This window comes from Aquimarina longa SW024, assembly GCF_001401755.1.
Lineage (GTDB): Bacteria > Bacteroidota > Bacteroidia > Flavobacteriales > Flavobacteriaceae > Aquimarina > Aquimarina longa.
Window position 1 is genome coordinate 1 of record NZ_AVQK01000024.1, and the last position, 25,363, is coordinate 25,363.

At 30.7% G+C, this 25,363-nt stretch carries 15 protein-coding genes and 1 other RNA gene; 10 read left to right on the forward strand and 6 right to left on the reverse strand.

The window, feature by feature from the left end:
• From N456_RS05445 to N456_RS05465, 5 genes are all read left to right on the forward strand, one after another.
• Positions 1-2,091: T9SS type B sorting domain-containing protein (locus N456_RS05445; RefSeq protein WP_162491423.1), on the forward strand; the 2,091-nt coding region annotated here is incomplete at its 5' end.
• 78 nt (positions 2,092-2,169) lie between these two features.
• Positions 2,170-3,126, forward strand: coding sequence for a PorP/SprF family type IX secretion system membrane protein (locus tag N456_RS05450; RefSeq protein WP_062054735.1), 957 nt, complete (start codon positions 2,170-2,172; stop codon positions 3,124-3,126).
• A gap of 124 nt (positions 3,127-3,250) precedes the next feature.
• On the forward strand, positions 3,251-5,221 hold the full coding sequence (locus tag N456_RS05455) for an OmpA family protein (RefSeq protein ID WP_082422442.1): 1,971 nt from the start codon (positions 3,251-3,253) through the stop codon (positions 5,219-5,221).
• Between the two features lie 552 nt (positions 5,222-5,773).
• The gene (locus N456_RS05460) at positions 5,774-6,589 is read left to right on the forward strand and encodes a mechanosensitive ion channel family protein (RefSeq protein WP_062054737.1); all 816 of its coding nucleotides are present in this window, start codon (positions 5,774-5,776) and stop codon (positions 6,587-6,589) included.
• A gap of 1,693 nt (positions 6,590-8,282) precedes the next feature.
• Positions 8,283-8,942, forward strand: a complete 660-nt coding sequence (locus tag N456_RS05465; protein WP_062054739.1) for a TrmH family RNA methyltransferase — start codon at positions 8,283-8,285, stop codon at positions 8,940-8,942.
• Positions 8,943-9,044: 102 nt separating this feature from the next.
• Here N456_RS05465 and N456_RS05470 read toward each other — a convergent pair whose 3' ends face one another.
• The 3 genes from N456_RS05470 to N456_RS05480 all read right to left on the reverse strand — a co-directional run bounded on the left by N456_RS05470 (position 9,045) and on the right by N456_RS05480 (position 12,982).
• Complete coding sequence (locus tag N456_RS05470; RefSeq protein WP_062054947.1) at positions 9,045-9,812, reverse strand: carboxypeptidase-like regulatory domain-containing protein; 768 nt, start codon at positions 9,810-9,812, stop codon at positions 9,045-9,047.
• 123 nt (positions 9,813-9,935) lie between these two features.
• Complete coding sequence (locus tag N456_RS05475) at positions 9,936-11,696, reverse strand: DEAD/DEAH box helicase (protein ID WP_062054741.1); 1,761 nt, start codon at positions 11,694-11,696, stop codon at positions 9,936-9,938.
• Between the two features lie 233 nt (positions 11,697-11,929).
• Entirely contained in the window at positions 11,930-12,982 is a 1,053-nt protein-coding gene (locus tag N456_RS05480; protein WP_062054743.1) for a glutaminyl-peptide cyclotransferase, read from the reverse strand.
• 88 nt (positions 12,983-13,070) lie between these two features.
• Here N456_RS05480 and ffs point away from each other — a divergent pair.
• The 3 genes from ffs (at position 13,071) to fsa (ending at position 14,877) form a co-directional block, all read left to right on the forward strand.
• Positions 13,071-13,169: signal recognition particle sRNA small type (gene ffs, locus N456_RS05485), an RNA gene on the forward strand.
• Positions 13,170-13,267: 98 nt separating this feature from the next.
• A complete protein-coding gene (locus N456_RS05490; protein ID WP_062054745.1) occupies positions 13,268-14,089 on the forward strand; it encodes an SDR family oxidoreductase in 822 nt (273 codons plus the stop codon).
• A gap of 134 nt (positions 14,090-14,223) precedes the next feature.
• Positions 14,224-14,877 carry a fructose-6-phosphate aldolase gene (gene fsa, locus N456_RS05495; protein ID WP_062054747.1) on the forward strand — a complete coding sequence of 218 codons (654 nt, stop codon included), beginning with the start codon at positions 14,224-14,226 and terminating at the stop codon, positions 14,875-14,877.
• Between the two features lie 66 nt (positions 14,878-14,943).
• On the opposite strand, the gene N456_RS05500 is transcribed toward fsa, so the two are convergent.
• On the reverse strand, positions 14,944-16,392 hold the full coding sequence (locus tag N456_RS05500) for a TlpA family protein disulfide reductase (RefSeq protein ID WP_062054749.1): 1,449 nt from the start codon (positions 16,390-16,392) through the stop codon (positions 14,944-14,946).
• A 283-nt stretch (positions 16,393-16,675) separates the two neighbouring features.
• On the opposite strand from N456_RS05500, the gene N456_RS05505 reads away from it, so the two are divergent.
• A complete protein-coding gene (locus tag N456_RS05505) occupies positions 16,676-18,295 on the forward strand; it encodes an ABC-F family ATP-binding cassette domain-containing protein (protein WP_062054751.1) in 1,620 nt (539 codons plus the stop codon).
• Between the two features lie 473 nt (positions 18,296-18,768).
• Here the strand turns inward: N456_RS05505 and N456_RS05510 are convergent, their stop codons facing one another.
• The gene (locus N456_RS05510) at positions 18,769-20,019 is read right to left on the reverse strand and encodes an ammonium transporter (protein ID WP_062054753.1); all 1,251 of its coding nucleotides are present in this window, start codon (positions 20,017-20,019) and stop codon (positions 18,769-18,771) included.
• 65 nt (positions 20,020-20,084) lie between these two features.
• Positions 20,085-20,423, reverse strand: a complete 339-nt coding sequence (locus tag N456_RS05515; protein WP_062054755.1) for a P-II family nitrogen regulator — start codon at positions 20,421-20,423, stop codon at positions 20,085-20,087.
• A gap of 434 nt (positions 20,424-20,857) precedes the next feature.
• Here N456_RS05515 and gltB point away from each other — a divergent pair, with 434 nt between their 5' ends.
• Positions 20,858-25,360, forward strand: a complete 4,503-nt coding sequence (gene gltB / locus N456_RS05520; RefSeq protein ID WP_062054757.1) for a glutamate synthase large subunit — start codon at positions 20,858-20,860, stop codon at positions 25,358-25,360.
• Positions 25,361-25,363 lie beyond the last annotated feature (3 nt).

Sequence of the window (25,363 nt, forward strand, 5' to 3'; positions counted from 1 at the left end):
ATTCCTAATCATTTTGATCTAGATGGGGATAATGATGGTGTCTACGATATTGTGGAGACAGGAAATGGAGCATTTGATACCGATGGTGATGGAGTTGCTAATGGAGGAGTAGGTACAGATGGTATTCCGGATATAGTACAAAATGATATAGATGGAGCTCCAGTAACGACAAATCCACCGACTAGTGATGGTGATAGTACTCCAGATTATTTAGATATTGATGCGGATAATGATGGTATCCCAGATAATGTAGAATCCCAAACTACGGTAGGCTATGTAGCTCCAAGTGGAGTTGATAGTGATGGTAATGGAGTTGATGATGCTTATGATAGTAATGGTACTGCTATTGCTCCAGAGAACACCGATGGAGTTGATACTCCAGATTATCAAGATACTGATAGTGATGATGATGGTAAAAATGATACATTAGAAGCCAATGTAGGTACGTTTATAGGAACTGATACTGATGGTGATGGACTAGATGATGGTTTTGAGGGAGGAAATCTTAATGATGAAGATGTTAATGATGAATTTGATAATGGTTCTATAGATACTCCTGATACTGATGGAGATGCACTAACAGGAGGAGATGTAGATTATCGTGATACTGGAGATTTAGACAATGATGGTATTCCAGATAATTTAGATTTAGATGATGATAATGATGGTATTTTGGATACTGTAGAAGATCCTAATTTAGATGGTGATAATGATCCTTATACTGAAAGCTCTCCAGGAGATAATGATAGTGATGGTGATGGTATTCCGAATTTCCAAGATATTGATAGTGATAATGATGGTATTCCGGATAATGTAGAAGCTCAGACAACTAATGGATATATTTCTCCAACAGGAAATGATACCAATGCTAATGGATTAGATGATGCGTATGAAGGATCAGGTAATGATGGGATTATACCTACAAATACTGATGGAGTTGATACTCCAGATTATATAGATGAGGATAGTGATAATGATAATGTCTCGGATATAACAGAATCAGGGTTTGATGTTGCTAATGATCCAGGAGATGAAGATGGAGATGGATTATTGGATGACTATGAAGGAGATAATATTAATGATGGATTTGATACTAATGATGAATTAGATGGAGGATCTACTGATATCCAAAATACGGATGGTATAGATGAAGTAGACTATCGAGATACTGATGATGATAATGATGGGGTGGATACTGTTAATGAAGATTATGATGAAAATAATGATCCTACAGATACTGATACTGATGGTGATGCTATTCCAGATTATTTAGATACTGATGATGACGGAGATGGAGTTGATACAGTAAATGAAAATCCAAACTCAGATGAAGATGGAGACCCAAGAACAGGAAGTACTCAAGATACTGATGGCGATACTATTCCGGATTATTTAGATGTTGATGATGATGGAGATGGAGTTAATACAGTAAATGAAAATCCAAACTCAGATGGAGATGGAGATCCAACAACAGGAAATACTCAGGATACTGATGGAGATGCTATTCCGGATTATTTAGATATCGATGATGATGGAGATGGAATTTATACTGCAAATGAAAATCCAAACCCAGATGGAGATGGAGACCCAACAACAGGAAATACTCAGGATACTGATGGAGATGCTATTCCGGATTATTTAGATCCTGATGATGATGGAGATGGTATTCCTACTTCAGAAGAAAATTCAGATCCTAATACTGATGGTAATCCAGATGATGCTTTAGATGCTGATGGTAATGGTATTCCTAATTACTTAGAACCTAATACACCTTCTACTGGAGGAGAGGACGGAATCTCAATCTTTACAGGAATGTCTCCGAATGGAGATGGAGTTAATGATGTATTTGTGATTAGTGGAATTGAAAAATTAGAAAATACATTATCGATTTATAATCGTTGGGGTGTTAAAGTATATGGATCTAAAAACTATGGTAGAGATAACAATTTCTTTAGAGGAATGTCAACAGGTAGAAGTACAATAGAAGAAAAAGATGAATTACCAGTAGGAACTTACTATTATGTACTTGAATATACCCTTGAGTCTGGAGAACAAAAAAGTAGAGCAGGATATTTATACATTAATAGGTAACATTAAAATTTAAATTTCTCACGAGTAGTATTTTATTACTCGTGAGATATACTAGAAATATTAAATTAAAAGAAGCTGATGAGAAAAATATACACCATAATTGTTACAGCACTTTTGAGTATTGTGTTTTATACTAGTAATGCGCAACAGGATGCTCAATATACCCAATATATGTATAATACAGTTAGTGTTAATCCAGCCTATGCAGGTAGTCGTGGAGTACTCAGTATTACGGGGCTTCATCGTAGTCAGTGGGTTGGGTTGGAAGGAGCTCCTCGTACACAGACATTAACACTTAATACTCCTTTAGGTGATACAGAACGTTTAGGATTAGGGTTATCAATAATAAATGATGAAATAGGTCCTACTGATGAAACTTATTTTGATATTGATTTTTCTTATACGATTCCTACTTCTGAAAAAGGGAAGCTAAGTTTGGGTATTAAAGCAGGAGGTCATCTATTAAATGTTGATTTTCAGCGTTTATCTCGTTTAAATGGTAATGATGCTTTATTTGAGAGTAATGTAGATAATAAATTCAGCCCTAATGTCGGTATTGGAGTGTATTATCATACTAATAAATTTTATTTTGGTTTAAGTGCCCCTAATTTATTAGAGACTGATCATTTTGATGAAAGTACTACTAGGACTAATAGTAATGCTACTAGTTTTTTGGCAGAAGAACGTGTTAATTATTATATGATTGCAGGTAAGGTCTTTGATTTAAGTGATACTATAAAATTTAAACCTGCAGTGTTAGGAAAGTTAGTTTTTGGAGCTCCTTTACAAGTAGATGTTTCGGCTAATTTTTTATTATATGAACGATTAACACTGGGAGCTGCTTATCGTTGGAGTGCTGCATTTAGTGGTATTGTAGGCTTTCAAATATCGGATGGATTAATGATTGGTTTTGCATATGATAGAGAGATTACAGAATTGGGTCAAACACAATTTAATGATGGTAGTTATGAAGTAATGTTACGCTTTGAACTCTTCAAAAAATACAATAGAATGTTAACACCACGTTTCTTCTAGATAACAAATCACATTTTAATCAAAGATGAGAGATATTAAGATTCAAGATATTAAAATAGTTTAATAAAAAGTTAATCTTCTTATAAAACTCAGTTTTTAGATTCAAGATAAAAATGACAACATTATGAATTTGAACAAATACTTTATAAATATAACGTTAAGTATATTAGTATCAAGCATAGCTTTTTCTCAAGAAAAACGTTTAGCAAAAGCTGATGAAAACTTTAAGAATTATGCGTTTGTTGATGCCCGAAAAATTTATCACGAAGTTGCAGAGAGTGGATATGAATCTTCTGATCTGTTAAAAAAATTAGGGGATTCATACTATTTTAATGCAGAATTAGAAAATGCAATTCCTTGGTACGAAAAATTGATTAATTCTTATGAAAAAGAAGTAGATCCAGAATATTTGTTTAGATATTCACAAAGTTTAAAAAGTATAGAAAGATACAATGAGGCAGATAATGTAATGGAGAAATTTAATAGGATTACAGGAAATGATCAACGGGCAAATTCTTTTATGAAAACAAAAGATTATCTGAAGTTTATTGAAATGCAATCAGGTAAATTTCGATTATTAAAACTAGGGATGAATTCAAAGTACTCAGACTATGCGCCAAGTTTTGATCATCATGGAAATCTAATATTTGCATCTTCTAGAGGCGGAGGTAGTGGTTTAAGTAAAACTATACACGAATGGAATGAAATGCCATTTCTGGATTTATTTTCATCTCCTATTATCGAGGATAACGGGATTTTAAAATCTCCAAAAAAGTTAAAAGGAAAAATAAATACAAAGTTCCATGAATCTTCAACTTCATTCAGTAAAGATGGACAAACAGTATATTTTACAAGAAATAATTATACTAAGAAAAAGTTAGGTTCTAATCAAGAAGGAACTATTTTATTAAAATTGTACAGAGCTACATTAAAAAATGATAAATGGGTTGATATCGAAGAATTATCTTTTAATAGTAATGAATACTCTGTAGCACACCCTTCATTAAGTGCTGATGGAAAAAAGTTATATTTTGCTAGTGATATGCCAGATAGTAGAGGGTTGTCTGACTTATACGTTGTTGACGTAAATTCAGATGGAAGTTTTGGTCAACCAGTAAATTTAGGAGATAAAATTAATACAGAAGGAAGAGAAACATTTCCATATATTAGTAATTCTGGAGAATTGTATTTTGCGAGTGATGGACATGTCGGCTTAGGAGGATTAGATATATTTGTATCAGTAGTAGAAGAATTTGGTTTGTTTTCTATCCCGTATAATGTTGGAAAGCCTGTGAATAGTTCTGAGGATGATTTTAGTTTTGTGATAAATGAGGGCACAAAAATTGGATATTTTTCAAGTAATCGTGCAGGAGGAAAAGGGAACGATGATATTTATAGTTTTAAACAAACAGATAATTTAATAACTTCTTGTAATCAATATGTAAAAGGAGTAATTACAGATGCTAATTCTAAAGAAATTTTAGCAAATTCAGAAGTGATCTTATTAGATGATACGAATAATGAATTACAACGTACAGTTACTGATTTAAGTGGAGTTTATAAATTTGATCTACAGTGTGAAAAACCGTACATTGTCAGAGCAAGTAAAGATTCATATGGTTCTACAGAAGCTATCCTTAACACCAATAATGCGTTAGAATATGAACATAATTTGGCATTACAACTTAACAAAGGAGGATTAAGTAGAAAAGAAATGAAACCAGGAAATGATTTAGCAAAATTATTAGATTTAGAAATGATATATTTTGATTTAGACAAATCCATTATACGTTCAGATGCTAAAGTAGAATTAGAAAAAATTATAGTAACATTAAAAAAATATCCTAATCTGAGGATTGATGTACGATCACATACAGATAGTAGAGCAGATGATAATTATAATATGTATTTAAGTGAGCGTCGAGCAAAAAGTACTATTGCATATATTATTAAAAAAGGAGGTATTCATAAATCTCGTATAACTGGTAGAGGTTATGGAGAAACAGCATTGATTAACAAATGTGAAAATTCGATACCTTGTAGTGATGAAGAACATCAACTTAATCGTAGAAGTGAGTTTATTATTATAGAATAATTTTATATTTGTTAACAAACATTCCTCACATCAAGAACCGATTAATTCCTTTGACTAACGAAGCGAAAAAAGACTGAAAAAGTAAAAAAGTGATTAACTGAATATTAATAACTAAATTTGACGCTAGTCGAGATTACAGGAAATTCTTGAGAAATATTAATTTATAGGAAAAAGGCCTTATCTCAAATCAAATGGACTAGGAGGATTTTTCGTTACAATATTAATAGCATTAGTTGGTTTAGTGTTATACTTAAATGAAAATCAAATAAGTGATTTTAATCCTTTAAAAGATTTAATGAATCTAACTTCTTTAAGTTTAGTATTTAATATAAAGGTCATTATCTATTTACAAAGTCGTCAAATCTTTTGATTTAGTATTAAAAGAAAAAATTAAAACAAAATATAAAAGATTTGGCTTGTTGCTAAACCGAAAATAATTGCTTAATTTATGCCATAATTGTCATATATTTAGTGTTATTGTAATTTATCACAACTATAATCTAATAAATAATGCTTGTTGTTTATGGCATTTAAAAATAACACAATATAATAATGAAAAAAGCTCAGGAATGGTTCGATTATGGTATTGAACTGGCAAAAGATTTTGGTCCTAAACTTATTACGGCCATTCTTATTTATAGTATAGGTTCGTGGATAATTAAGAAACTGATTGGTAGTATAGATAAGATAATGTCTAAAAGTAAGTATGATGAATCTTTGCAGAAATTTTTATTAAACTTAATTACTTGGGCGCTAAAAATATTTTTAATTATTATTGTAATCTCTAGGTTAGGGGTAGATGTTACTACTTTTGCAGCAGTTGTAGCTGCTGCTGGTTTGGCAATAGGATTAGCACTACAAGGATCCTTATCAAATTTTGCAGGAGGGGTACTTATTATGATTTTTAAACCCTATAAAATAGGGGATCTGATAGAAGCTCAAGATGTTTTAGGAGTTGTTAAAGAAATTGAGATTTTTACAACTAAACTAATTACTCCCGAAAACAAGTTAGCGATAATTCCTAATGGAGTGTTGGCTAATGGAAATATTGTTAATTATACAGCAGAAGGGATGATAAGAGTAGATCTTACTATTGGTATTGGTTATGATGAAGATATGAAAAAAGCAAAAGAGGTGTTATTATCAGTTTTAACTTCTAACCCTAAAATATTAAAAAATCCTGCTCCTTCAGTAAATGTAATTGAATTGGGAGAAAGCTCTGTAGACCTAGCAGTACGCCCTTATTGTAAACCAGAAGATTATTGGGATGTATATTTTGCGACTCTAGAGAATAGTAAGCTAGCTTTAGATGCTGCAGGTATAGAAATACCTTATCCGCATTCTGTTGAAATCCAAAAAGAAGGATAAAAATATAGGGCATTTATTTGTACTATAGTATTTAGGAGGCTGTTATAGAATATAATGTTGCTGTTTTTAGATTAGATTTGGCATTAGTATAATTTAATATTCTCAGTTTTAATTTCTAGACTTTTAAGATACACTTGTACATTTATGAATTGAACAATATTTCAATTTTATTGTATCATTTTAGTAGGTTTATCAAAATAATAGATGTGCTTATTTAATGCAAAGAAAAAGTAATTAAGTTTGTTTTTGATACTTTAGACACATCCCTGAATCTATTTCTTTTTTAGATAAGAAGAATACTGTACTAAGTAATTCAAAAAATAATTTAGAATCAAATATTTACTTTATCATCACTAAACCATTACTAGATAGATTAACCGTTGTATAGGTTTTAGAGAGACTTTATAATATTATTTTATTAGGTATAAGGTAATAACATTTACAATTAAAGAGTATAGTGTTTTTTGAAGTTTATTTAGTGTAACATGGCATAATTTCTATCCAAGGTATAGGTTTTACGAAGAATTAGAAGTAATTGATAGTTCTTTTTTGTGAATAAAAACTCATTTTTTAACATAATAACCAGAAAATCTATTTTGTTTATGGAATAATTAACAAACAAATTTACTTTTGTTAAATTTTTAACTTATTGGTTTTTAAATACTTATAAGTTTATTTATTGATGCACTATTTCGTTTTTATAATTGGGTTTATTTATTTAATTTTTATGGTAAAACCAGAATTATTATGTGGTGTTTTAATACGAGATTTTGATAAATAGTCTGTATATTTAAGTATTGATTTGATGTAGTAAAAGAGACATTAATTATTAAATCAAAACAGTAAAACACTGATATATTTTTAAATGTTTTTTATACGCATACAAGTATGTAGTAGTTGTTTTTTTAAAGAAATATTAATCTCTAAAAATGACAACACAATAGAGCACCTTGTGATTGTAAAACTTTGGCGAGCCAACATAATCAAGGTATGAATAACGGTTAATTTAAATAAGTCAATAATGTTATGTGAAGACTATTTGGTAATATCCTGAATTGTAGATCTTAATTTTAGATTGTTTTAGTGATATTATATGTAATGGCATATAAATTTTATTCTTCTATATTCATTTAAAGAAAAATATAAATATTATTTATATTTTTTGAGACTTTCCACCGTATTTTTTAAATAATCATTTTAATACGCTTTGCTTTATATATTAAAGTATATGTTGTAGTCTAGTTAATTATTAATTTAATTAAATATAAGTTATAAATGAATTGGAATAGATATAATAATAACACATTAGATAAAATATTCTAGAATTTTAATTCTAGAACAAATGAAAAAGAAAAATTATATTAACTATTATTAATTAGTTAAAAAGTACATTTTGACAATGTGTTTACTTAAACCTTCCGTTTTTAGGGGTAATTTCGGGAGGTTTTTTTTGAAAACATTTCGTAAATATATAATATTAATTTGTTCTAAAAAAATAGATACATAGATATGATACTCATTTTTAGGTGTTTTACTTGTATTGTATGTTTTTTTTGCAAAATGTAGATTAATATTATTGAAGTTACTAAAATATAAGTTCAATTTAAGTAGATTGTTGAGAGCTGTCAGATATTACTATTATCAGGCAGTTCTTTTTTTATTTAAGTGTGAATGTTTTTATATTTTAGCGGTTATGATAGATATAAAACTTCTTGAGTATTTAGAATCTTTTCTTACTCCAAGACGGCAAGGATTAAATAAAACAGTTCTTGATCAACGTACAAATCATTTTACTATTGCGATAGAAGACGTGTATCAGTTGCATAATACAAGTGCGGTAATACGTAGTTGTGATGTTTTTGGAATCCAGAATGTTCATGTTATAGAAGAGATAAATGTAAAGCGAATTGATCGTGAGATAGCAATGGGAGCTCAAAAATGGGTAGATATTAATCGTTATGCTACTACTAAGAATTGTATTAATTCGTTAAAAAATAAAGGATACCAAATTGTAGCAACTACACCTCATGATGGTTCTAAAGTTTTACAAGATTTTGATGTAACCAAACCGGCTGCCTTTTTTTTCGGGAAAGAACAACATGGATTAAGTGATCTGGTGTTGGATGCTGCAGATAGTAAGTTGTATATTCCGATGGTGGGTTTTACAGAAAGTTTAAATATATCAGTCTCTGCTGCAATTATATTACAATATGTTACTTCTAAATTAAGAGAAACTGATATTAAATGGCAATTATCCGAAGAAGAAAAATTAGAAAAACGAATGGAATGGGCTAAGAAAGTGATTAAGAGTCATGAGCAAATTATTACATATTATTATGATAAACGAATATAATTAATTTATATTTTTTCGTTGTATCAAGATTTATAAGTAAGCTAGAATTTAAAAATCTTTTTCTGAGGGTTGATAAGAAAAGAAGTATAAATAAAGAAGAAATTACTTTCTATCCAATATCTTATATTCTTCATAACACTCACTTATAGCATCAAGAATTTGAAGGTCATTTGCAAATTTTATAAAATCGATTGAGTAATTGCAATTCCGTAAGATTTCGTCAATATCCAGACGTTCTACTTGTAATAAAGCCATTAAAGTAGCTCTGTCGAATTTAGTTTCTAAAAGATTTCTGATTTCATCATCTTTCTTCATCTTCCGTAATTTTCTCAATTCTTTTGATCGTTTACTGAATATGTTATATAAAAAATCAGCAGGATTAAAGATGGCTCCTAATACTTTGTTTACAGCTCCGGGTTGTTTACTTCCTCCTTCATAACCAGAATTTAGCCCAGAAATACTATATCTATAGTTATTGTAGACAGGGATTCTTTTTGCATCAATCTCTAGATAACCTGTAAGTTGCACATCTGCTACAACAACTTCTTCTAGGGCAATTCCTAATTCGGTCATTTTGATTTTAACTTCTCCAAATTTCACCCAATCATTAGTTACTCTTATTTGTAGTGGCTTATAGCCTATGTATGAGAAGTATAATGTATCGTTTACTTTGGCATTGATATTAAAAGCACCTTCTTTGTCAGTAATGGTTCCAATTACTTGACTAAGATTAACGAGGTGTACATTTTCTAATACTTGATCAGTAGCAGCATTTAATACTTTTCCTGAAACAGTACTCGAATCAGTATTTTCTTGGCCGTAAGTTACTAAGCCTATCAATAGTGTTATATAAAAAAATATTTTTTTCATGTACATATCTAATAACATTCAATTTATGAATAAGATACTATATAAAAATCACGCCAAAAATCATATTACGTTATATTTCCTCTATTTTTTAATAAAACTATTAGAAAAATAGAGGATTATTTTTTATCTACGATCACTACGTTTTCTACGATCTCTTCTTTGATTACCTTCGTTGTTTTTACTATCATTAGAGCCAAAACGTTTTTTTCCTTTGGGTTTAAACCCATCGCTTCTTCGTTTTCCTTTAAAACCACCACCGTTATCACGACGACCACCACGACCACCTCTTCGACCAGAGTCCTTAGAAATTTCTACATTAACTTTTCTTCCCTCCATTCTAAAGTTTTCAAAAACTTGAAGAACGCGTTCTTGATGCTCAGTATTAGTGTTGAAAAAAGAAAAACTTTCTTTTACATCTACACGACTTAATGAGTCGCTTCCTAATTCTAATAGATCTTTCAAGAAATCTTTTAGCTTCATCCAATCAAAACCATCTTTCTCTCCAACATTTATAAAGTAACGAGTACTACCATCTCCTCTAAAATTATTTTCTCTGTCATTAACAGTGTTTAAATCTTTCGATTTTTTATAATAATTATGAAAACGAGAGAATTCTACAGAAAAGAACTTTTTAATCAATTCTTCTTTAGAAAATTCCTCTAGGACTTCATTGATAGATGGTAAGTAGCTATCGATTTCATGATTTATTTCTGCTTTTCCTATATCACTAGCTAAGTGAAATAATTGAACTTGGCATATTTCTTCTCCACTAGGGATTTCTTTTTTCTCAAAACTCTTTTTAATAATTCGCTCTACGGATTTAATTTTTCTAATCTCACTCTTAGAGACAATAACCATAGAAACTCCACTTTTTCCAGCACGTCCAGTTCTTCCGCTTCGATGAGTATAGGTTTCTATCTCATCAGGAAGCTGATAATTAATTACATGTGTAACATCATCTACATCAATACCACGAGCAGCTACATCGGTAGCAACTAACATTTGTATTTGTCGATTTCTAAAACTTTTCATTACTAAATCACGCTGATTTTGACTTAAATCACCATGTAAAGCAGCTGCATTATAACCGTCTTCAATAAGATTTTCTGCTACTTTTTGAGTATCTCTTTTAGTACGACAGAAAATTACAGAAAAAATATCAGGATTAGCATCTGCTAATCTTTTTAGGGCTGCATAACGATCACGAGAATTTACTACATAATATTCGTGTGAGACATTTTTAGAACCAGTATTTTTATGACCCACAGTAATTTCTACTGGATTTTGCATAAAACGCTTAGCGATAGTAGAAACTTCTTTTGGCATAGTTGCAGAGAACAGCCAAGTGTTTTTTTCTTTTGGTGTATGGGATAGGATTGCATTGATATCCTCATAGAACCCCATATTTAGCATTTCATCAGCTTCATCCAATACACAATAGCTGATATTAGAAATATCCACCATTTTTCGATTAATCATATCTTGCATTCGTCCAGGAGTTGCTACGATTATTTGAGCGCCACGTTTTATTTGTTTTGCCTGATCAGTAATACTTGCTCCTCCATAAATGGCAACAGTATGTAGCCCAGGAATGAATTTAGAATAGTTTTTAAGTTCGTTAGTTATTTGTAAGCAAAGCTCACGAGTAGGAGAGAGGATTAATCCTTGTGTTATCCTACTAGTACTGTCTACTTTTTCGATTAATGGAAAACCAAAAGCTGCTGTTTTTCCTGTACCGGTTTGTGCTAATGCAACAATATCGGTTTCTTCATTTAGCAAAATAGGTATTGCCTTTTCTTGTACTTCACTAGGGGTTTCAAAACCCATGTCAATCACAGCCTTTATAATGGCTTCACCTAGACCTAATGCTTCAAATTTATTCATATAGCTAAAAATAAGCCGCAAAGGTACGGTTTATTATTTGTCTATTATAAAAACGGAGTATTTATTATAGTGTTGCAGAATTTTAATAAATTATAGGTGTTTTCTGATGCTTAATGAATTTTTAATCTATTTGATATTTCTGCGTTATAAGTAAGTAATTATCTTATATTCAGTATGTTTATATATATAATTAGGTTTAGGTGAACTCGTTTTTATGTTATATGGTGTTGAAATTACTTTTTGATAATCTTAATTTCAAAAAGCTTATTCCAGTTTTTACCAGTAACAAATAATTGTTTGCTTTCTTTTTTATAAGCAATACCATTTAAAACATCTAAATCTTCATGTTGTTTAACTTTATTACGTAGCCCTCCTAAGTTTATAACTGCTTCTAAAGCACCATTTTTAGGATTAATTATGGCAATTCCATCTTTTTGCCATGTATTGGCATAAATTTTTCCATCGACCCATTCTAATTCATTAAATCTGGATTTTACACTTTTGTTAGTAGTAACTTCTATGTATCTTAATTCTGTTAGAGTATTGGGGTTTAATATCCAAATTTTTTCTGTACCGTCACTTTTATAAATGGTAGTATTATCATTACATAATCCCCAACCTTCTTTACTTTGATTGTATACAAAGTCACCTGTTTTTTTTAATGTTTTAAGATCATAAATAAAACCCTGCTTGGATGTCCATGTTAACTGTACTATTTTATTTTTTATGATGGTTATTCCTTCAGCAAAATATTCCTTTGGGACCTCTTTTTTAATTAAAACCTTGCCTGTTTTATAGTCAACTTTCCTTAAAGATGATTTCCCTTTTCTACCAGTACTTTCATATAGTGTATCACCAAAAAATTCTAATCCTTGTGTAAAAGCTGTTTCATCATGTGGGTATTCTGCAACTACTTCATAAGAATATAACTTTGGGGACATATTATTAAGAAAAATTATTTTTTTGCTTATGGTATCTACATTTCCATCATGGAATACTTGAGCAGTAAGATTGTGATTTCCTAATCTTTCATTGTCAATTATTTCTTCATATTTAAGATTGCTTTTAGACGTTTTCCTTTTTTTATTAAGAAAATAGGCTACAGAATCAATTTTAATACTTTTTGAATTAATAATACTTGCTTTTAAGGTATCTCCAAGCTTAAATTTGATCTGATTATTTAAAATATTTATCGAAAAATTATTTTTTTGCTTGCCCTGATTGCTACCACAAGAAAAACTAAGTATGCTTAATATAATGATGATTAATGAGTTATGTATATTCATTGTGATTGTTTAATTTTAAGCAAGATATTTATTTTAATTGAGTTTAAAAAATCATTGTTTTATCTACTAAAGGTTGTATCTTTGCACTCGGCAAGTCCTACACAACTAGCTCCTGTTGAATCCTCCAGGGCGGGAACGCAGCAAAGGTAGACGGTTGTAGCAGTGTGATGTAGGTAGCTTGCCTTTTTTTATGCGCTAATTTTAGCAAAATACAACTCCTTTCATCATTATAATTCTTTGATTCTTTAACCGTAATTCGTAAATCAGAATTGTATATTTGTTCTTATGAATTCAAATCAAAATGATACTATAGTTTTAGTAACAGGAGGTTCTTCAGGAATCGGTAAATCAATAGGGATATATTTAGTAGCACAAGGATATATTGTCTATGGTACTAGTCGTAATCCGTCCAAATATTCAGATTTTGACGCTTTTACACTTTTAGAATTAGATGTAGCAGATATTGGAAGTATTGAATCGGCTGTTAGTATAATAGAACAAAAGCATGGTAGGTTAGATATTTTAATTAATAATGCAGGAGCAGGAATTACGGGGCCTATAGAAGAAATACCTGAAGAAGAAATCGTGAGAAATTTTACAACAAATTTTTTTGGACCTATTAATGTTACTAAAACCGTTTTGCCAATAATGAGAAAGCAAGGCAGTGGTTTGGTTATCAATATAACTTCTATTGCAGGATATATGGGATTGCCATATAGAGGGATTTATAGTGCTTCAAAAGCAGCATTAGAAATGACTACTGAAGCTTGGCGAATGGAATTAAAAGAATTTAATATAAAAATGACGACTATTGCCCCAGGGGATTTTGCAACTAATATTGCCGCGGGACGCTATCATGCACCTGTTATTGATGATTCTCCTTATAAGAAACCATATGGAGATACGTTAAAATTAATGGATGATCATGTTGATTTGGGTAGTGATCCTTTAAAGATGGCAAAAGTTGTTTTTCAGATTATAAAAACAGAAAAACCAAAAGTACATTATAAAGTTGGTGCATTTATGCAAAAATTCTCTATTGTATTGAAACGAATTTTACCTGATAAGGTGTATGAAAAGATGTTAATGAATCATTATAAATTATAATTTTGTTTCTGTAGAGAAGTAATCTTTAAATAAACTAAAAAGATTGTATTAGTCAATAGCGATTATTTTTATATTCGCAATTCATTATAAGAAAAATATAAAAATTTAAACACAACAATTTTAAACATAGTACTATGAAATTTTTTATTGATACTGCAAATCTTGATCAAATTAAAGAAGCGCAAGATTTAGGCGTTTTAGATGGAGTAACCACAAACCCATCTTTGATGGCAAAAGAGGGTATCACGGGTAAAGAAAATATTATTAATCACTATAAGAAGATATGTGATATTGTAACAGGAGATGTAAGTGCAGAAGTGATTTCTACAGATTTTGAAGGTATTATTAAAGAAGGTGAAGAATTAGCAAAATTACATGATCAAATTATTGTAAAAGTACCAATGGTTAAAGATGGTATCAAGGCTATTAAGTATTTTAGTGATAAAGGTATTAAGACCAATTGTACTTTGGTGTTTTCTGCAGGTCAAGCTTTGCTTGCAGCTAAAGCTGGAGCCACTTATGTTTCGCCATTTATAGGAAGATTAGATGATATATCTACAGATGGACTTAATTTGATCGCAGAAATCCGATTGATTTATGATAATTATGGTTTTGATACACAGATTTTAGCAGCATCAGTTAGGCATACGATGCATGTAATTGATTGTGCTAAGATTGGTGCAGATGTAATGACTGGTCCTCTTTCTTCTATAGAAGGATTACTTAAGCATCCATTAACTGATATTGGTTTAGCTAAATTTCTTGCAGATTATAAAAAAGGAAACTAAAAAAAAACAGGTTAAGTTATACCATAAATAATTTATAAAAAGCTACTTTTTAAATGAGTAGCTTTTTTAGTTTTCTAAACTAGCCAGTTGAGTATATTGTAGTAATTGTTTTTCAAAATCAGTAGCAAATAGATCCGTGTTAGGATTGATAATTTTACCATTTTTGTCGACAAGAATTACTTTATTCCTATAATGAATAACCAGTTCTTCTGAAGAGCATTTTGGATATTTAAATTCATATTCATTATCTAGATTATAATGATGTCTTTTTATTGTTTTTAACCAATTTTTTGTTTGAGATCCATCATCAGTATTTATTGCAATAAAATCAATATTAGGATATACACTATTAAGGTACGTCGCTTTTTGATGTGCTCGTACATAATGATCTTTACTTTCTATAGACCAAAAATAAAGAGCAGTAAGCTCTTTTTTAAATAGAGAAGAAAGTTTGACTATATTGCCATCCGAAGTAATTAAATCTTGATTAGGTATAGTTTTGTTTGGTCTAAGTTTAGAAATAGATCTGGCAAGTTTTCTTAATTCTTTTTGAGATCTTTTGTTAGAACTTATACTTAGATAATGTTTTAAAATAGTATTTGATTGTAGATTATTTTTACTTTCTAATAAAGAATTGGTAGTTACTCTTTTTAGTAAATTATTTTTGATATATGGATGCTTTATAATACTATCTATTAAATTTAATCTATAAGCGGTATTTTCTATAGGATCATTATATTTAGGTAATTGTTTTGTATAATTAGAAAATAAAGCATTAGTAAAGTAATAATTTAAAAACCTATTATAAGAATAAAGTCTTTTTAATTCATCATCATTAAAGTTAATATGATTTTGATAACTAAAAAAGGTAGGAGATAAGTTCTTGACAGAGTCAAAACCTTCTAATTCATAACGTCTATTGTAATATAACTCATGCCTTGTATAATAATCATAAGTAAAACTAGCTTGAGTAAGTTTTTTTGCTAGATTACTCAAATCATTTTTAAGAATCAATTTTTCAAAAGAAGCTAATTTTAAGTTTAATAAAGAATCTTGAATTTTTCTAAAAAAAGTAGAAGGCAGTCTAAAACCAACACGTCCTAGCCTTGTGCGTTCTATTTCATTTTGCAAAAACATATCAATCAAAAAATTATTTTTTCTAGAACCATCACCAGTAAAAACTAAAGATTCATCAAACTCTAATGTATTTAATCGAATAAGGATACTATCTCCTTTTTCAAGAAGTATGACCTGATTTTCGGGATTGTGTTTAAAAGAATATAGACCATCTTCTAAGTTTTCAATTCTGTGTAAAAATCTATTATTTTTATCTAATAAGATGGTATCTCTATAATCATAGCCTTTAGATAAAACAATGTAATTTGTGTTAGGATTTACAATTTCTCCTCCAAAATAAGTGTAATCTCTATTCTTTTTTTCAACAGCGTTGCAGCCACATAGTATATATAACAAAAAAGAAATTAGAATAGAATATTTTATTATAGGGGATTGCATTTTTGGGATTGTGAAATTATTGACTATTGTTCAAAAATAAAAGGAAACGTCTTTTACAATTGTTAATAATACGTTAATTATATATTTAAGGTTAACATTATAGTCGGTACTGATTTTTTATTCTTTTATAATATCTTAATAATTATAGATTAAAGGAATAAGCTTAAAACTGAATACTAAAATTCTAGAATAAATAGGTTTTTAAATTAACTACAGATTGTTTCAAGATATGAATCCATTTCTCTACTTTTGCGACAAATCTAAATCTTACAATTTTATACTCATGTTATCAGTTTCTAATCTTTCAGTCCAGTTTGGTAAGCGAATACTTTTTGATGAAGTGAATACAGCTTTTACGCAAGGTAATTGTTATGGTATTATTGGTGCCAATGGTGCTGGTAAATCTACATTCCTTAAAATCCTTTCTGGTGTTATGGAGCCTACTTCGGGTCATGTACACTTAGATTCAGGAAAAAGAATGTCGGTTTTAGAACAAAACCATTATGCATATGATGAGTATACAGTATTAGAGGCTGTTATTATGGGAAACAAACCTTTGTATACTATAAAAAAGGAAATAGATGCTCTTTATGCAGACTATACAGATGAGAATGCAGATAAGATAGGAGAACTTCAAGTAAAATTTGAAGAAATGAATGGATGGAATGCTGATAGTGATGCAGCAGCAATGCTTTCTAACCTAGGGATTAAAGAAGATTTACATTATACTCAGATGGCTGATCTTGATACTAAACAGCGAGTGAGGGTGTTAATAGCACAATGTCTGTTTGGAAATCCTGATGTATTGATAATGGATGAGCCAACTAATGATTTGGATTATGAAACCATTTCATGGTTAGAGAGTTTCTTAGCAAACTTTGAAAATACAGTTATTGTAGTATCCCATGACCGTCACTTTTTGGATGCAGTATGTACCCATATTTCTGATATTGATTTTAATAAAATTAACCATTATAGTGGTAACTATACATTTTGGTATGAGTCTTCTCAATTAGCAGCAAGACAAAGGGCTCAACAAAACAAAAAAGCTGAAGAAAAGAAAAAAGAATTACAAGAGTTTATTGCACGATTTAGTGCTAATGTCGCAAAATCAAAGCAAGCTACTTCTCGTAAGAAAATGATAGAAAAGCTTAATATTGAAGATATTAAGCCATCAAGTAGGCGTTATCCTGCTATCATTTTTGAAAGAGATAGAGAAGCCGGCGATCAAATTTTAAATGTAGAGGGATTATCTGCAAGCCAAGATGGGGATGTACTTTTTAAAAATATAGATATTAATTTAGCTAAAGGAGATAAGGTTGTGGTTTTTTCTAAAGATTCTAGAGCTACAACCGCATTTTATCAAGCATTGAATAATAAATATGAGGTAGATTCTGGTAAGTTTGATTGGGGAATTACTACAACTCAATCCTATTTACCAGCAGATAATAGTGAGTATTTTCAAAATGACCTTACTTTAGTAGATTGGTTGCGCCAATGGGCAACTACAGAAGAGGAAAGAGAAGAAGTATTTATTCGAGGTTTCTTAGGAAAAATGATTTTTAGTGGAGAAGAAGCATTAAAGAAATCAAATGTATTATCAGGAGGAGAAAAAGTACGTTGTATATTATCAAAAATGATGATGACAAGAGCTAATGTATTGATGTTGGATGAGCCTACAAACCACCTTGATTTAGAGTCTATTACAGCATTTAATAATTCTCTTAAAAAGTTTAAAGGTACAGTCTTAATTACGACTCATGATCATGAATTTGCTCAAACTGTAGGTAATAGAGTGATTGAACTAACCCCTAATGGGGTTATTGATAGGTATACTACATTTGATGAATATATGAGTGATTCAAAAATAAAAGAATTACGTGATAAAATGTATACTATATAATATTATATAAAGTAACACTAGTATATTATCAAGTTATTTTTACCTTATTGCGGTTATTGAATAAATAATCGTTATAGATTTTATTAAGATATAAAACAAAAAGGTGTTTGAGAAATCAAACACCTTTTTGTTTTAAAATTAATGCCTTATAATTAATGATAAAGCGATACTATCTAATTAAAGGTTAAGATCTTACGATTTTATTGCAGTTACTTTAGTTTCTAGACACATTTCTACAGGTTTGTCATTCCGCACTTGATGCGGAATCCATAATACTAGTTATAAGAATGCATTTCTGCCTACGCAGGAGTGACAATCTTGTATTAGAAAAAGAATGGAATTCTTTTATTTAAAACTATAGATTTCAAAATTCATAGTGGTTTGGTTTTCTTGGTAATAATACTATGAATAAGTCTGTTATGGTTTGTGATATTTAAAATTTTGTTAGCAAAGCTTTAAATTATGATATGGATTTAATGTTGGTTAAGTCTAAAATCAGGATATGCATCCATCCCATGTTCATGATTATCTAATCCATCAATCTCTTCTTGTTCAGAAACTCTGATTCCTATGGTTTTTTTGAGAGTGAATATGATTATAAAAGCTGTTGCTGAACAAAAAGATCCTACAATTAATACTGTAATTCCTTGTACGATAAATTGATCAATTCCAGCTTTGTCTCCAAAAATACCTACAGCTAATGTTCCCCATATACCACAAATTAAATGAACTGCAATAGCTCCTACAGGATCATCTAATTTTAGCCTGTCAACTAATGCTATCCCTAGTACGATAGCTATACCTGCAAGTAAGCCAATGATTACTGCCTCATTAGGAGACATTAAATCGGCCCCAGCTGTTATTCCTACTAATCCTCCTAAAATACCGTTCAGAAACATTGTAAGATCGTAGTTCTTATATAAAATTGTAGAAAGAATGAATGCTCCAACTCCACCTGCTGCTGCTGCAAGACATGTGGTAACTAATACTAATGAGGTTAAAGCAGGATTAGCAGAAAGTACAGAACCTCCGTTAAACCCAAACCACCCTAACCAGAGAATAAGTACACCTGCTGCTGCCAGAGGTATATTGTGTCCAGGGATTGCTTGAGTTTTTCCTGTGGTGTTGAATTTTCCAATTCTAGCACCTAATATAATAATTGCCACTAAAGCAGCCCATCCACCTACAGAATGTACAAGAGTTGAGCCTGCAAAGTCATAAAAACCATTAGCATCACCAATTTTTAAAGTTGATAAAAACCCTTTTCCCCATTGCCAAGAACCTACAATAGGATATATTAGTCCTATGTATAGTATTGCAAATATCATAAAAGATTCTAATTTAATGCGTTCTGCAACAGCACCGGATACAATAGTAGCGGCGGTAGCAGCAAACATTCCCTGAAATAAGAAATCTGTCCACCATGTATATCCTCCATCGGCATATTGAGGAATCATTCCATTTTCTGGAGCAGTAATACCAAATCCTGCGAATTTTAAAAAACCAAAATCTCCATCCTCAAAGCCAGGATACATAAGATTAAAACCACCTATATAATATAATAATAACCCTATACAGATGATAAATACATTTTTAAATAATATATTGATTGTATTTTTTTGACGAGTTAATCCTATTTCTAAAAAAGAAAATCCTAAGTGCATGAAAAATACTAACGCAGTACATATCATCATCCATGCATTATTTATAGTAAAAAGCTCCATTATCTAATTGATGTTAAATTTATTTTTGTTGTTACTTAAGTGATTCTTGTAATTGTTATGAAAAACTAGTTTAATGTTTCTCCTCCTTTTTTTCCGGTACGAATCCTATATGCTTCTTTGATATCAGAAACAAAAATTTTCCCATCACCTACCTCTCCAGTTTTTGCAGCTTCCAAAATTGCAGATATTGCAGCTTCTTCAAAATTATCATTTACTACGATAGATAAATATCTTCTTTGGATGTCAGAGGTGCTATAAGAAATACCTCTATATATACTTCCTTTTTTTTCATGTCCCACTCCGGTTACATCCCAGTATGAGAAAAACATGATACCTTTGTTATGTAACGCTTCTTTTACAACACGATATTTTGACCTTCTGATGATTGCTTCTATTTTTTTCATAAAGAATAAGTGTTAATATTTATATAAAAGTATAAAATTTAATATATACATTGTTTTTTTAGTGGTTGTTTTGATATTTTTTATCATTTTTTAATTTTTAACCCTATAAATTTTAGGGTATAATTTTTTTATTGGAATAAAATGATTATTTGATATTGATTTTTCAGCACATTTTAACGAAAACGTTTTCGTTAAAATGTGCTGAAAAATCAACTACCTATATTTTTACTCTAATTCGTAATTTTTTGATGTTTTTCTTAAAAAATGGATTGTCAAATTCATAATTAGATGCCTTTATTTTGTGATTATTTTATTCAGCGCCATCTTTTTTTACATAGCTCAGAAAAGTTATGCTGAATAATTCTTTTTGTTTTTTCATTCCTTAATGATTTGTTAATTTCATCATTCAGAAAAACATTTAAGCCAAAAGTAATATGAAGAAACAAGGACTGTATCTACCGGAATTTGAGCATGACGCATGTGGTGCCGGATTTATATGTAGTTTGGAAGGAAAAAAATCAAATGATATTATTCATAAAGCTTTAGAGATTCTAGAAAAATTAGAACATCGAGGAGCAGTAAGTGCTGATGGAAAAACAGGGGATGGAGCAGGAATTCTTATTGATATTCCTCATGATTTTTTTGTCGAACATTGTGATTTTGAATTACCATTGGCAGGAGAATATGCTGTAAGTAATGTGTTTTTACCAAAGAAAGAAAATCAAAGGAAGTTTTGTATAGATACCTTTGAAAAAAATGTTACTGATCAGGGGCTTGTTTTATTGGGATGGAGAGATGTTCCTGTTGATCATGTTCATCTTGGAGAAATTGCTGCAACAACAGAACCTTTTATTAAACAAATATTTATAGGCAAAGGAGATAAAGAGCAAAGCTATTTTGATTTTAATCTAAAACTATTTACAGCAAGAAAGATTACAGAACATACAATATATGGATCTAAATTATCTGAAAGCAAATTTTTCTACTTACCAAGTTTGTCAACCAAAACGTTAATATTTAAAGGGCTTTTAATGCCAGAAGATATTAAATTGTATTACACTGATCTTATGGATCCAAAAGTAGTAACACGATTAGCATTGGTGCATCAACGTTTTTCTACCAATACATTTCCTACTTGGGACCTCGCTCAGCCTTTTAGATATATGTGTCATAATGGAGAGATTAATACATTAAGAGGTAATGTTACCAGAATGCGATCTAGAGAAGAGTTATTAGAGAGTGATTGGTTTGGAGAAGATATCAAAAAAATACTGCCCGTAGTATTAAAAGGGAAATCAGATTCTGCATCTATGGATATGGTAGTAGAATTACTATTAATGACAGGAAGATCCCTTCCTGAAGTAATGATGATGATGGTGCCTGAGGCATGGGAAAAAAACCCACATATGTCTGAAGCTAAAAAAGCTTTTTATGAGTATAATTCTTGTACAATGGAGCCTTGGGATGGTCCTGCATCAATTCCTTTTACTGATGGCAATTATATCGGAGCAGTATTAGATAGAAATGGTCTTAGACCTTCTCGTTATAGTGTTACCAAAGATGGATATGTAATCATGTCTTCAGAAACAGGCGTGGTAGATCTAGAGCCAACTAATATAGATTATCATGGTAGATTAGAACCAGGTAAAATGTTTTTGGTTGATATGAGTGAAGGAAGAATTATTAATGATGAAGAAATTAAACAAAAAATAGCTTCAAAACATCCTTATAGGGAGTGGTTGAATGATAATCTGGTTCATTTAAAAGATATTCCATATAATGATTGTCCATTGTTTTTAGGAGAAGAAACCGTTTCAAAACGCAAGGCGATATTTGGTTATACACAAGAAGATATAGATACAATTATTGCTCCAATGGGACAATTAGGAAAAGAACCTATTGGTTCTATGGGATCTGATACTCCAATAGCAGTGCTTTCAGAACGTCCACAATTGATTTATAATTATTTTAAACAATTATTTGCTCAGGTAACTAATCCACCATTAGACGGAATTCGTGAAGAGTTAATTACAGATATTAGTTTAACATTAGGAGAGGATCACAATATATTTGATATTAATGAAAAGCACTGTAACAAATTAAAAATACAGAATCCTGTAATATCTAAGGAAGATCTTGATAAAATAAAAACATATACAGATAAAGGTTTTAAAGTAGCTTCTATACCAATGTTGTATAACATTAATAAAGGTTTAAATGGCTTAGAAGATGCACTAGAGTTTTTGTTGAAAAGCGTATCAAATATTATTGATGAAGGAATTAATGTAGTCATCCTTTCTGACAGAAATGTAAGTAAACATAGAGCACCTATACCAGCTTTATTAGCATGTTCTTTTGTAAATAGTGGTTTGCAAAAATTAGGAAAACGATCTAAAGTAAGTATTATTATTGAATCCGCAGAACCAAGAGAAGTACATCACTTTGCATTACTGTTTGGATATGGTGCAAGTGCTATCAATCCATACATGGTAAATGAGATTATAAGAGAAGAGATTGAAGAAAACAATATTTCTGGGTTAGCTTTTGAAGATGCAATATATAATTATAATAAAGCTGTTGGTAAGGGAGTATTGAAAGTGATGAATAAAATCGGAATTTCTACATTGAATTCATATAGAAGTTCTCAGTTATTCGAATGTATTGGTATTAATACCAAAGTAGTAGATCACTATTTCCCAAATACAGCGACACGTATAGAAGGTATTGGATTATATGAAATCGAAAAAGAAATATCTAAACGACATATAAAAGCATATGTAGAGCAAGAAGTCGCAGCCAACTTAGACTTAGAAGTTGGAGGGCAATATCGATGGAGACGTAATGGAGAGAAGCATCAGTTTAATCCATTATCTGTTGCTAAATTACAGAAATCAGTACGTGATAATGATCCTAAAACGTATAAAGAATATGCAGAGCTTATTAATGAACAATCAAAAGCATTAATGACCATTCGTGGGTTACTGGAGTTTTCTAATTATGATCCTATTGCTATAGAAGAAGTAGAACCTTGGACAGAGATTGTAAAACGTTTTAAAACTGGAGCAATGTCATATGGTTCTATTAGTAAGGAAGCCCATGAAAATTTGGCTATTGCAATGAATCGTATTGGAGGAAAAAGTAACTCGGGAGAAGGAGGAGAGAATCCACTTCGTTTTTATAAAGATGTTAATGGAGATTGGAAAAATAGTGCTATAAAACAAGTCGCTTCTGGTCGATTCGGAGTATCCTCAAACTATTTAACAAACGCTTCTGAGATTCAGATTAAAATGGCACAGGGAGCTAAACCAGGGGAGGGAGGACAGTTGCCAGGACCAAAGGTAAATCCAGAGATTGCTAAAACTCGTAACTCTACACCATATGTAGGATTAATTTCACCACCACCACATCATGATATTTATTCTATAGAGGATTTATCACAGTTGATCTATGATTTAAAATCTGCTAATCGAGAAGCAAGAATAAATGTAAAATTGGTATCAGAAGTAGGCGTAGGAACAATAGCATCTGGAGTTGCTAAAGCCAAAGCGGATGTTGTCTTGATTTCTGGATTTGATGGAGGAACAGGAGCCTCACCACTGACATCATTAAAACATGCAGGATTACCTTGGGAGTTAGGTGTTGCAGAAGCGCAGCAAACACTAGTAGGTAATAATCTGCGTAGTCGTATTGTATTAGAATGTGACGGACAATTAAAAACAGGACGGGATGTAGCAATTGCATGTTTACTTGGAGCAGAAGAATTTGGCTTTGCAACAGCTCCTCTTGTAGCATCAGGATGTATTATGATGCGTGTATGTCATTTAAATACTTGCCCTGTAGGTATTGCTACTCAAAATCCCGAATTACGTAAAAAATTTAAAGGTAAGCCAGAGCATGTAGTTAACTATATGTATTTCGTAGCTCAAGAACTACGAGAGATCATGGCACAATTAGGCTTCCGTACTATAAACGAAATGATAGGGCAGGTAAGTAAATTAGATCATAAAAAAGCAATTGACCATTATAAGGCTGTAGGAATAGATCTTACTCCAATTTTGCATAAGGTAGAAACACCACAAGGTGGTACTATATACAATACAGCAATACAAGATCACGGTTTAGAGAAGTCAATAGATTTTGAAATTATAGAACAAGCACATCCAGCATTGTTTCGTAAAGAAAAAACAACTTTAGATTTTGATATCTGTAATACCGATAGAGCAGTAGGAGCAATCCTAAGTAATGAAATTTCTAAAATATATGGAGCTCAAGGATTGCCCGATAATACATTGAAACTTAATTTTACAGGAGCAGCAGGGCAAAGTTTTGGTGCCTTTGCAACACGAGGGTTAACAATGGTAGTTAATGGTAATACTAATGATTATCTTGGTAAAGGGCTTTCGGGAGCAAAATTGATTATAAAAGTCCCTGAAGAAGCAACACTTGTTCCTGAAAAAAATGTGATTACCGGTAATGTAACATTGTATGGTGCTACAGCAGGAGAAGTATATATTAATGGTAAAGCAGGAGAGCGATTCTGTGTACGTAACTCAGGTGCAAAGGCAGTGGTAGAAGGAATAGGAGACCATGGCTGTGAGTATATGACAGGAGGTATTGCAGTAATACTAGGAGAAGTTGGTAGAAATTTTGGAGCAGGAATGTCTGGAGGTATTGCCTATATCTATGATGATAAAAATACATTTAGAGAAAACTGTAATGAAGAAGCTCTTAATCTGGATCCTGTTAAGGAACAAAAGGATATTGCTGAGCTAAAACTATTAATCGAGAATCATTATAATACTACTTTAAGTCCTTTGGCACAAAGAATTCTGGAAAACTGGGATAGTGAGTTATCTAAATTTATAAAAATCTTTCCAGAAGAATATAAGCAAGCTTTAAAAAGATTAGAAGAAGAAAAAAAATTAGCACAAGCATAAAAC

Bases quoted from the DNA above. Each gene is read 5' to 3' on its own strand.
- fsa (WP_062054747.1), top strand. From the start codon at position 14,224: ATGAAATTTTTTATTGATACTGCAAATCTTGATCAAATTAAAGAAGCG.
- N456_RS05510 (WP_062054753.1), bottom strand. From the start codon at position 20,019: ATGGAGCTTTTTACTATAAATAATGCATGGATGATGATATGTACTGCG.
- N456_RS05465 (WP_062054739.1), top strand. From the start codon at position 8,283: ATGATAGATATAAAACTTCTTGAGTATTTAGAATCTTTTCTTACTCCA.
- gltB (WP_062054757.1), top strand. From the start codon at position 20,858: ATGAAGAAACAAGGACTGTATCTACCGGAATTTGAGCATGACGCATGT.
- N456_RS05475 (WP_062054741.1), bottom strand. From the start codon at position 11,696: ATGAATAAATTTGAAGCATTAGGTCTAGGTGAAGCCATTATAAAGGCT.
- N456_RS05460 (WP_062054737.1), top strand. From the start codon at position 5,774: ATGAAAAAAGCTCAGGAATGGTTCGATTATGGTATTGAACTGGCAAAA.
- N456_RS05455 (WP_082422442.1), top strand. From the start codon at position 3,251: ATGAATTTGAACAAATACTTTATAAATATAACGTTAAGTATATTAGTA.
- N456_RS05480 (WP_062054743.1), bottom strand. From the start codon at position 12,982: ATGAATATACATAACTCATTAATCATCATTATATTAAGCATACTTAGT.
- N456_RS05450 (WP_062054735.1), top strand. From the start codon at position 2,170: ATGAGAAAAATATACACCATAATTGTTACAGCACTTTTGAGTATTGTG.
- N456_RS05505 (WP_062054751.1), top strand. From the start codon at position 16,676: ATGTTATCAGTTTCTAATCTTTCAGTCCAGTTTGGTAAGCGAATACTT.
- N456_RS05515 (WP_062054755.1), bottom strand. From the start codon at position 20,423: ATGAAAAAAATAGAAGCAATCATCAGAAGGTCAAAATATCGTGTTGTA.
- N456_RS05470 (WP_062054947.1), bottom strand. From the start codon at position 9,812: ATGAAAAAAATATTTTTTTATATAACACTATTGATAGGCTTAGTAACT.
- N456_RS05500 (WP_062054749.1), bottom strand. From the start codon at position 16,392: ATGCAATCCCCTATAATAAAATATTCTATTCTAATTTCTTTTTTGTTA.
- N456_RS05490 (WP_062054745.1), top strand. From the start codon at position 13,268: ATGAATTCAAATCAAAATGATACTATAGTTTTAGTAACAGGAGGTTCT.